10 protein-coding genes and 1 pseudogene are annotated in these 9,903 nt (G+C 31.4%); 1 reads left to right on the forward strand and 10 read right to left on the reverse strand.

The genetic code is table 11. The features are described from left to right. Positions 1-226, forward strand: a pseudogene (locus V5787_RS01885) (IS30 family transposase); the annotation flags it as partial. 255 nt (positions 227-481) lie between these two features. Here V5787_RS01885 and ribB read toward each other — a convergent pair. The 10 genes from ribB to V5787_RS01935 all read right to left on the reverse strand — a co-directional run bounded on the left by ribB (position 482) and on the right by V5787_RS01935 (position 9,457). Next, positions 482-1,633 (reverse strand): 3,4-dihydroxy-2-butanone-4-phosphate synthase, encoded by a 1,152-nt coding sequence (gene ribB, locus V5787_RS01890; protein WP_336891594.1) that lies wholly within the window; start codon positions 1,631-1,633, stop codon positions 482-484. Continuing rightward, positions 1,617-3,101, reverse strand: coding sequence for an LptF/LptG family permease (locus tag V5787_RS01895; RefSeq protein WP_336891595.1), 1,485 nt, complete (start codon positions 3,099-3,101; stop codon positions 1,617-1,619). Before V5787_RS01895 ends, ribB begins: the two co-directional genes overlap by 17 nt. Before the next feature lie 14 nt (positions 3,102-3,115). Beyond that, positions 3,116-3,757 carry an outer membrane lipoprotein carrier protein LolA gene (locus tag V5787_RS01900; protein ID WP_336891596.1) on the reverse strand — a complete coding sequence of 214 codons (642 nt, stop codon included), beginning with the start codon at positions 3,755-3,757 and terminating at the stop codon, positions 3,116-3,118. Between the two features lie 29 nt (positions 3,758-3,786). Then, a complete protein-coding gene (locus tag V5787_RS01905) occupies positions 3,787-6,258 on the reverse strand; it encodes a DNA translocase FtsK (RefSeq protein WP_336891597.1) in 2,472 nt (823 codons plus the stop codon). A 47-nt stretch (positions 6,259-6,305) separates the two neighbouring features. Continuing rightward, positions 6,306-6,680, reverse strand: coding sequence for a diacylglycerol kinase family protein (locus V5787_RS01910; RefSeq protein ID WP_336891598.1), 375 nt, complete (start codon positions 6,678-6,680; stop codon positions 6,306-6,308). Further along, entirely contained in the window at positions 6,680-7,177 is a 498-nt protein-coding gene (tpx, locus tag V5787_RS01915; protein ID WP_336891599.1) for a thiol peroxidase, read from the reverse strand. The genes V5787_RS01910 and tpx overlap by 1 nt, the downstream gene beginning before the upstream one ends. Positions 7,178-7,309: 132 nt before the next feature. Then, entirely contained in the window at positions 7,310-7,942 is a 633-nt protein-coding gene (locus tag V5787_RS01920) for a peroxiredoxin (RefSeq protein WP_336891600.1), read from the reverse strand. Between the two features lie 185 nt (positions 7,943-8,127). Further along, entirely contained in the window at positions 8,128-8,424 is a 297-nt protein-coding gene (locus V5787_RS01925; RefSeq protein ID WP_336891601.1) for an isoamylase early set domain-containing protein, read from the reverse strand. 287 nt (positions 8,425-8,711) lie between these two features. Next, positions 8,712-9,191: a hypothetical protein gene (locus tag V5787_RS01930; protein ID WP_336891602.1), complete on the reverse strand. Its 480-nt coding sequence runs from the start codon at positions 9,189-9,191 to the stop codon at positions 8,712-8,714. Positions 9,192-9,298: 107 nt separating this feature from the next. After that, entirely contained in the window at positions 9,299-9,457 is a 159-nt protein-coding gene (locus V5787_RS01935) for a hypothetical protein (RefSeq protein WP_336891603.1), read from the reverse strand. Positions 9,458-9,903: the final 446 nt, after the last annotated feature.

The raw sequence follows: 9,903 nt of genomic DNA on the forward strand, positions 1-9,903 counted from the left end.
GGTCGATTTAATCATAGGTAAAAACCATAATCAAGCTATTCTTACTATAAATGACAGAGCCTCTGGAATGCTTAAAATGAAGAAAATATTTTCTAAACAAGCAATTGTTGTAACCAAAGCTATCAATGAAATATTGGAAGATTGGAAACCATATTTATATACCATTACAGCTGACAATGGAAAGGAGTTTACAGGACATGAACGTAACCTAAAATTTAGAAATTGATTACTTCTTTGCGCATCCATATCACTCTTGGGAAAGAGGTTCTAATGAAAATTTAAATGGCTTAATTAGGCAATATTTTGCCAAAGGTTATGATTTTACAAGTATCACAGATCAACGTGTTAAGGAAATAGAAACTAAATTAAATAACAGACCAAGGAAAAGATATAAATATGAAAATCCTATCTTTGTAATGGAACAATTATTATTTAATCAAAAAGTTGCATTTGTGACTTGAATTCAGCTGTTGAAGTAGTATTAATACGGAATTCTTTCCGTAATTTTTAAACCATAACCAATCATTCCTACACGTTTTTTATTTGTCTCAGAATTTGAGATAAGTTTGATGTTATAAATATCTAAATCATGTAAAATTTGAGCGCCAATTCCAAAATCTTTATCATCCATGCCTTTTGAATTTGATTTAGTATCAGTACCGTTTGAATTATTTTTTAAACTTTGTAATCTCTGTAATAAATTAAAAGAATGAACCTCTTGATTGATAAATACAAGGGCGCCTTTCCCCTCTTTTTCTATTAATCCAAAAATATTCTGTAATGTATCATTAATGTTTTTTTGAAGTGTTCCTATGATATCATTTCCAAAAGAATTTGGTGTAACTTTTACTAGAACTTCTTCTGCTTTTTTCCAACTACCTTTTGTAATTGCAATATGAATTTGATCATTTGTCGTTTGGCTGTAAGCTCTTAATCTAAAATCACCAAAACGAGTAGAAATATCAAAGTCTTCTACTTTTTTAATAAGTGAATCGTGTTGCATTCTATAAGAAACTAAATCTTCAATAGAAATTAATTTTAAATCAAATTCTTTGGCAACTTTTTTAAGTTCAGGAAGACGTGCCATAGTACCATCTTCATTTAAAATTTCAACTAGAATTCCAGAAGGGTCTAATCCTGCTAAACGAGCTAAATCTACTGCAGCTTCTGTATGTCCGGTTCTTCTTAATACGCCTCCTTTTTTAGCTTTTAAAGGGAAGATATGTCCTGGTCTTCCTAAATCTATAGGTCGTGTGTTTTTTTCTGTTAAAGCATAAATAGTTTTAGATCTATCTTGAGTAGAAATACCTGTAGTGCATCCATTACCTATCAAATCAACAGAAACTGTAAATTGAGTATTGTGTAAAACCGTATTATCGTTTACCATCATATTCAAGCCCAGTTTGTCACAACGCTCTTCAATTAAAGGAGCACAAATCAATCCTCTACCATGTTTGGCCATGAAATTGATCATCTCAGGAGTAACTTTTTCCGCAGCAGCGATGAAATCACCTTCATTTTCTCTGTCTTCATCATCTACTACAATTACAACTTTTCCTGCGCGTATGTCTGCAATAGCCTCTTGAATTGTATTCAATTTCATGTCTTCTGTTTGTTTATCGTTTTGTGTCATTACCTTTTCGGTTATTTTTATTTTTAGAACGTTTTAAAAATGCTTTTAGAGCAGTTAATATTGCTTTTAGAGCAGTTGAAATTGCAGTAAAATTAAATGTTGTAGTTCCCTTATTTGCTCTCCTTGTTAAGTAAATACCAAAAGGGAAAATTATCAAAGTGGATAACCATCCTCCTATTGAAGAAGTGATTGAACTTTCTTCAGCAATATTTTTGCCCAATGAGTTTATAAAGAAATAAAGTACAAAAATAAGAATAGCCAATACCATAGGCAAACCAAAACCACCTTTTTTTATCAAAGCGCCTAAAGGAGCACCGATAAAGAATAATAAGAGACAGGATAAAGAAAAAGCAAATCTATAATGGTATTCGTAGTCATATAAATTTAATATCTTTCGCTTTGTTTTATAGCTTTCTTTGATTACCTCAATGGTTCTAATTGGCTTTTTTATACTGTTTAATGCGTTTTGAGTGATGGATATTTTTTCTGAAATTTTAAAATTTTCTAATAAATTTTGGTTTAATCCTGTAAGGATTAAGCTGTCTGGTTTCTTATATAATTTGTCTCCATAATTTCGGATATAGAATGAAGATGCTTTTGCATTGATATATATATCATACGATATTTTTAAACTGTCTGATTGTGAGTATAGTTGATTGATATTTAGCATCATATAGTGTTTTTTGTACTTCTCTTTGTCTAAGTTGTTGTTACTCAGTAATGAGATGTCTATATTGAGTTTATGAGTGCTAAATTTCGCAGAAGAGGCTGGTACTCTGTCTTTGTCCGATTTTTTCGTTTTTGATTCAGTGTGGTCTTCATAATAATATCCATCTGTTAGATGCAAAGTCATATATTTACTGCCAGGTTGAGTTGTGATTTCTCCTTTTTTTGCAGTGATACAAATGTCATTTTTTTTACCTCGTTTTAAATCATAAATTCTTACGTTTTTTAAAAGATTTTCTTTGGGACCATATTTTTTTTCAAAATAGATACTGTATCCTGGGATTTCAGTATTAAAACTCCCTTCTAATAAAGCTAGAGCAGGTTTTTGTTTTTTCATATTAAACAACAGGTTACGCTGTTTGAGAGAAGCGTAGGGGTAAATATTGTTAAGGAATAAAAAATTAATAGCACTAATAAATAACGTTAGAATAATGATAGGCTTGATCATTCTGTACAATGGAATTCCAGCAGATTTAATGGCTGCCATTTCATAGTTTTCAGATAGATTACCTAATGCCATTATAGATGATAACAATACACCAATAGGAAGCGCTGTAGGAGTTACATTTAAACAGGTGTATCCTAAAAATTTGAGAATATAATAGATATCAATTCCTTTACCTGCAATTTCATCAAAAGCAAGCCATAAAAATTGCATCACTAATACGAACATTACAATAAAGAATGTCGCAAAAAAAGGTTTTAAGAAACTTTTTATGATGTATATGTCAAGAATTTTCAAGGAGAGTGGCTATTTTATTTGTTGATGGTGTAGTTTTTTTGGGTGTATTTTGATTCGTTAAAAATAAATAGATTTTTCGAAATATCTTGATTTGATTTGAAATATTCTATATTAAATGTAGTTACAGTTCCGTTATTACCGACTTCTTTTATACTATGGATGATTTTGCTTTTGTTGATGCCTAAAACAAAATAAGAAGCTTCCGATTCACTGTCGATAGGAATTAATTTAATGAATTGGATTTGTTCTCCATTGATTGTTTTTAAGTCATCCCATTGATATGTAAAACCTTCCTTGTAAAAAAATAAAAGTTTTATTGGGTTTAGCATGTCTTCATCAGAATTTGCATCCACAATATTTATTTCTTCATCTTCTGTTAAAATGACATATGTATTTAAGGAATCGTAAATAAAGATATTCCCCATGAATTCAAGATTGTATTTTTCTCCTTCAGTATACACAGTACCAGAAGTTTCTTGTCTCATGTCTACTTCCTTGTTTTCAAGTATGTAATTGAATTTCATATACATATTGTCAAAATTGGACATTTTTTTAGACACCTTGTTTAGTAAAATCTCTGATTTACTTTGGGCATTTATTGTAACAGATGAAACAGCAATCAGTGTAATGGTGATTAAGTGTATTATTTTTTTCATATTTTTTTTGATAGATGGTTTTTAAGAAACTATTTTTTTTCGTTAGCCAGTAATTTGTCCAAAGCAAGTAAATCCGGCACTGATACTTGTCTTGCTTTACTTCCTTCAAAAGGACCTACAATTCCAGAAGCTTCTAATTGATCAATCAATCTTCCTGCTCGGTTGTATCCTAATTTTAATTTTCTTTGCAGCAGAGATGCAGAACCTTGTTGAGCAATCACAATTAATTTTGCCGCTTCTTCAAATAATTTATCGCGGTCATTAATGTCTATATCAAGTCCTGTGCCACCTTCTTCTCCGAGATATTCTGGTAGTATATGTGCTTCAGGATAAGCTCTTTGTGAACCAATGAAATCTGTTATTTTTTCAACTTCAGGTGTGTCGACAAAAGCACATTGAATTCTAATAGTTTCATTACCTCCTGTATATAACATATCACCACGACCAATTAATTGATTTGCACCAGAGGCGTCTAGAATTGTTTTAGAGTCAATTGCCGACATTACTCTAAAGGCAATCCTAGCAGGGAAATTTGCTTTAATCATTCCGGTAATAACATTAACAGAGGGTCTTTGAGTAGCAACAATTAAATGGATTCCGATAGCTCTAGCTAATTGAGCCAAACGGGCAATTGGAATTTCAACTTCTTTACCTGCAGTCATAATTAAATCTGCAAATTCATCTATAACTAATACAATATAGGGTAAGTATTTGTGACCGTTTTCAGGGTTTAGTTTCCTTGCTTTAAACTTGGTGTTGTATTCTTTGATGTTTCTTACCATGGCTAATTTAAGCAAATCATAACGTTCATCCATTTCAATACAAAGTGAATTGACTGTATTTACAACTTTAGTAGTGTCCGTTATTATGGCTTCAGCTTCATCAGGAAGTTTTGCTAAATAATGGCGTTCAATTTTATTGAACAATGTAAGTTCCACTTTTTTAGGATCGACCAATACAAACTTGACTTCTGCTGGATGTTTTTTATACAATAATGATGTTAAGATACAGTTTAAACCAACTGATTTTCCTTGCCCAGTAGCACCGGCCATTAATAAGTGAGGGGTTTTTGCTAAATCGATGACAACCGTTTCGTTAGAAATGTTTTTTCCTAAGGCAATTGGTAAATCCATTTTAGATTCTTGGAATTTTGTGGAAGCAATCACAGAACGCATTGAAACTATGCTAGGCTTGTTGTTTGGAACTTCAATACCAATGGTTCCTTTTCCAGGGATAGGAGCAATAATACGAATTCCAAGCGCGGCTAATGACAAAGCGATATCATCTTCTAAATTCTTGATTTTAGAAATTCGTACTCCGGCTTCTGGAACTATTTCATATAAAGTAACTGTTGGACCAACTGTTGCTTTTATTTGAGCAATTCCGATTTTGTAATTTTTTAAGGTGTCGACAATTTTGTTTTTGTTGAGCTCTAATTCTTCAGAATCTATGGCAATACTTTCGTTGTATTCTTTTAATAAGTTAAGAGTAGGGAATTTAAAATTACCCAATTCTAATCTAGGATCATATTCACCAAATTTTTCCACCAAATTATTAGCCAAGTTTTCTTTAACTTTTTCCTCCTTGGTGGTTTCTTCAATATTAATTTCAACTTTTTCCTCTGGATTATTGGTTAATGGTGTTACGATTTCCAGTTCCGACTCATTTGTCTTGTCAATAGAAGAATGATTTTTTATGGTCGGTTGACTATTTTCAACGGACAACTCACATTCTGATTTTGGAGTAGTTTTCTCTTGAGTTATATCTAGCTTAAGTTCCAAATTATTTTTGGAAATTGCTACAGTCTCGTCGTTTAAGTTAGGGATTGTTCTTGTGGCTTTTGTGTTGTCAGAAGTCGCTGTTTCTGAATTTTTTTCAAAGGGTTTTTCGGTTTTAAGAATTGATTTCTTTTTGGGAAACCAACTTTTTATTTTTTCAGGTGTAATATTAAATCGAATCACTGCATAAGAGCAATAACCGAATATTAAAATGATTGTAAGTCCTGTGTTTCCTATATAGGTGTTTAAGTATTGATTCAGCTCAATTCCTATAGTTCCTGCAATGATACTATAATTGTTTTCGAGAAAACCAAAGGATGTAGAAATCCAAATCATACCTAGGATACCCCAGTTTATAGATTTGAATATTTTTTTTAGCTTAAATAGGAGTAACATATAAGTTCCTGCCACCATCACAATGATTGGAATAACAAAAGAAGCAATTCCGAATCCATCATAAATAAAAAAATGACTTATACTGGCGCCAATTTTTCCGAGTAAATTTTTGGATTCAACTGTTTTGTCAGAAAATTCTGTCAACAGGCTTTGGTCTTCTTGCCAAGTGAATAAAAAAGAGAAAAAAGAAATCAATAAAAAAAGCCCAAATAGAATAGTGAAAACGCCACAAACTGTTTGTACTTGTCTGTTTCGTATAAACTTTTTTATTTTTAAAAACCGTTCTTTTTTTTCCTTGATGTCCTTTTCTTTTTTTGTTTTTTTCATTCAGAAAACAGTGAGTTAGTAGGGCAAATATAAGTATTTAGCTTTGTTTAATTGATTATTTTAGGAATGTATATCAAGCAAGCTACCATGATAGCCATAATAGCAGCAAAAGCAACTGCACCTGCTGAGACATCTTTGATTACTCCAATTTTTTTATGATAATCGGGGTGAATAAAGTTTGCTGTTTTTTCTACAGCTGTGTTTAAAGATTCAGCTAATAGCACAGTGCCAATACAAATAATTTGTAATGCCCATTCTGTAGTAGAAATGGTAAAGATAAATCCGCAGATTGTCATTAGTCCTCCAATTAACAATTGCGTTTTTATACTGTTTTCAAATTTTATAAGTATTCCAAGTCCTTTAAGAGCAAAAGAAATACTTTTAATTCTGTTAACAATAAAGTTATCTTTATATTTTTTCATTATTTCAAAGCATTGATTGCGGCTTCGTAATTAGGTTCATCTACAGTTTCTGGTACTTGTTCTGTATAAATAACAGATCCTTTTTCATCTAAAACAACGATAGAACGAGAGCATAAACCTTCCAAAGGTCCTTCTGTAATTTTTAATCCATAATCAGCTGAAAAGTCACCTGAAATATCAGAAGCACTGATTACATTTTCAATTCCTTCTGCTCCACAAAAACGTGCATGTGCAAATGGAAGATCTCTAGATACACAAATTACTTTTGTGTTTTCTAATTCACTCGCTGTTTTGTTAAAAGCTCTAATTGAAGAAGCACAAGTACTAGTATCGACACTAGGGAAGATGTTTAATATCACCTTATTTCCTGTAAAGTCTGAAAGAGAAATGTTGTTTAGTTTAATTGCTCTTAATGAGAAATTTGGAGCTTTTGAACCTATTGCTGGTAATGTGCCAGTTGTTTGAATCGGATTGCCTTTTAGTGTTATGGTTGCCATAATTTGTGTTTTGTAAATTGTTTTCAAAAATACATTAAAAAGAAAAACTCTCGAAGTTATTCGAGAGTTTTATTAATTATTTAATATAATAGTTGCAAGTAACTTTCGTCACTCAATTATAATCTTTAAATTTTAGTTTTCAGCTAAGTAGCTAGCAACACCTTCGTGTGTTGTTGTCAATCCTTTTTTGTCAGAATTCCAGTTAGCAGGACATGCTTCACCGTTTTTCTCATTGAACTGTAAAGCATCTACCATTCTCAGAGCTTCATCAACATTTCTCCCTAAAGGTAAATCGTTTACAACTTGATGACGTACAATTCCTTCTTTGTCAATTAAAAACAGTCCTCTGTAAGCAATTAATTCTCCACTTGCTTGTAATTGATCGTTGTCATCATAAAAATAATCTCCTGCTAAAACATCATAGTTTTTAGAGATTGTTTTGTTTGTATCTGCAATAATTGGATAAGTAACACCTTGGATTCCTCCTTCAGATTTAGGTACTTGTAGCCATCCCCAGTGAGATTGTTCAGTATCTGTTGAAGCAGCAATTAGCTGTACATTTCTTTTTTCGAATTCAGCTAATTTTTCTTGGAAAGCATGTAATTCAGTTGGACAAACGAAAGTGAAATCTTTTGGGTAAAAGAATAACACTACGTATTTTTTTCCTTGAAATTGCTCTAGGGTAAAATTCTCTTCAAACTGTCCTCCGTTAACTACTGCTTGTACGCTAAATTGAGGTGCTTTTTTTCCTACTAATACTGCCATAATATATGAGTTTTAAATTATTTTTATCGCTATTGCAAATATAGCTCTTTCTGTAACGAACAAAAGCGGGCTTTCAATTTTAATAATTGATTTTCAAATAGATTTTTTTTATGATAAGATATATTAAAAGTGAAAACCCAGATTTTGAAGAAGTAAAACCAGAATTTTGTATACATAGGTTGTTTTTATAATTCTAAAACACTGTTTTCAGAATTCGCATAATTATTCCATGCGAAAGCATCAGCATTTTCTTCATTTAAAAATTTACCATCAACTATATATTTGAATTCGTAAGTGTTTCCAGATGTTAATGGGAACACAGCTTTGAATTTTCCGTTTTTTAATTTTTTTAATGGAGAAGCAGATGAATTCCATTCATTGAAATCTCCAACAACCGAAACCGTTTTAGATTCTTTAGCAATCACCTCAAATGTAACTTTACATATTGGTTTGCTCTTTAAGTATTGTTTTTTGATAGCCATAATTAGATGTGTTAATTTGAATACTAAAATAACTATAAATGGTCTTTCAAAAAAATAAAAATAGAAGCTCTGAGAAGAAATAACAGATTGATAATTGTTTAGTTACATATATAAACATATGTTTTTTTTATTCTGGAATATCAGTAATTTTCTAATGAATTAAAAAGCTTATTATCAATGTGATAATAAGAGTAGATTAATCGAGTTTGTTTTTCGTGGAGATTGCAGGGGAATTAATGCGATTTGCTAGGTTTATAAGCTTGAGAGGTTTTTAATAAGCGAAATTATTAGTTGGAAATTTGTAGTTTGGCGAAATTGTATGTTATGCCAAAACTAAGCAAGGTCGAATTTAGGTTTCCAAAAGGAGCAATTATTTTCCCGATGCTACTTGTCAAATGAAATTTATTGCTCAATATATAATTCATTCCTAATTTAGGTTTAAAAGCGACACCAGCACCTGTATCAATTTTTGCACCTCCACTAACGCCAACTAACATTTCAATATTGAATTCTATTTTGTTATAAAGTACTTTAGGAGCGTAGTATCCTAAACCAACCATTCCGTCAGCGTAGCCACCAGCCTCTCCTTCATAAGTAAATGCAGCTTGTCCCGTTATATAAAAATGCTTTGATAAATCTTGATTTATTTGGATAACAATTAATTGTAAGTCATACGGATGTGTTTGTGTACTAGCAGCTTTAAAATAAGTTTGATTCTGTACGCTAAAGCGAATTCCATGTGTTGTGGCAATAACTTTTCCTTCCACTTCCTTGTGATGAACACCACTGTTGTAGGTGTTGTATTTGATTCCGTAGCCAATTGTATAAGCCTCAAAACCTCCAAAAGGAGTTATAATGTATCCAGCATGTAGTTCTAAAGATATATTTTCTGTGATAACCCGATACTTGGGTAAATAGTAAATCCACCTTCGCGTTCTACTCTTCCTCCAGAAGCTCCAGCTCCAAATTTGGTGAAAATTGTAAGTGATTTTGTTTGTATAGGCTCGTAACCAATACCTAAAAATAAATCCATAAAACCGGATTCTAATCCTTTGTAGATGGCATCGAGATGTATATAACTAAAGGTGTTTTTGTTGAGGTAATGGTCGTATTCAAATCCTAATAAGTGTAAAGTATTTGTTAAAGGTTCATGATATTGATCTTTTGTGTCGCCTATTGGTAGGAAGTAATCGAAACGTAATTTGACTGCGTTTTTACTTGCAGGTAGATTCCAAAAAAAGTCTGCTTTTTGTTTATCTATCTGATGTTAAGACCATTGCATAATGCTCTTTTCATTTTTAGATTTCAATTTTGACTTTTTAAATCTAAAATTTATATATTTTTTTCTTATTTTCATTGTTTATGTTAGTTATGGATCTATTTTTTGGTTCATTTTCCTTTAGTTTTTAGAATTAGTGGCAATTATCCTTGGACTTCTATATAAATTGTAACAAATAGCTTCCATCAGATTTTGAGTAT

This window comes from Flavicella sp., from assembly GCF_037132785.1.
Classification (GTDB): Bacteria; Bacteroidota; Bacteroidia; order Flavobacteriales; family Flavobacteriaceae; genus Flavicella.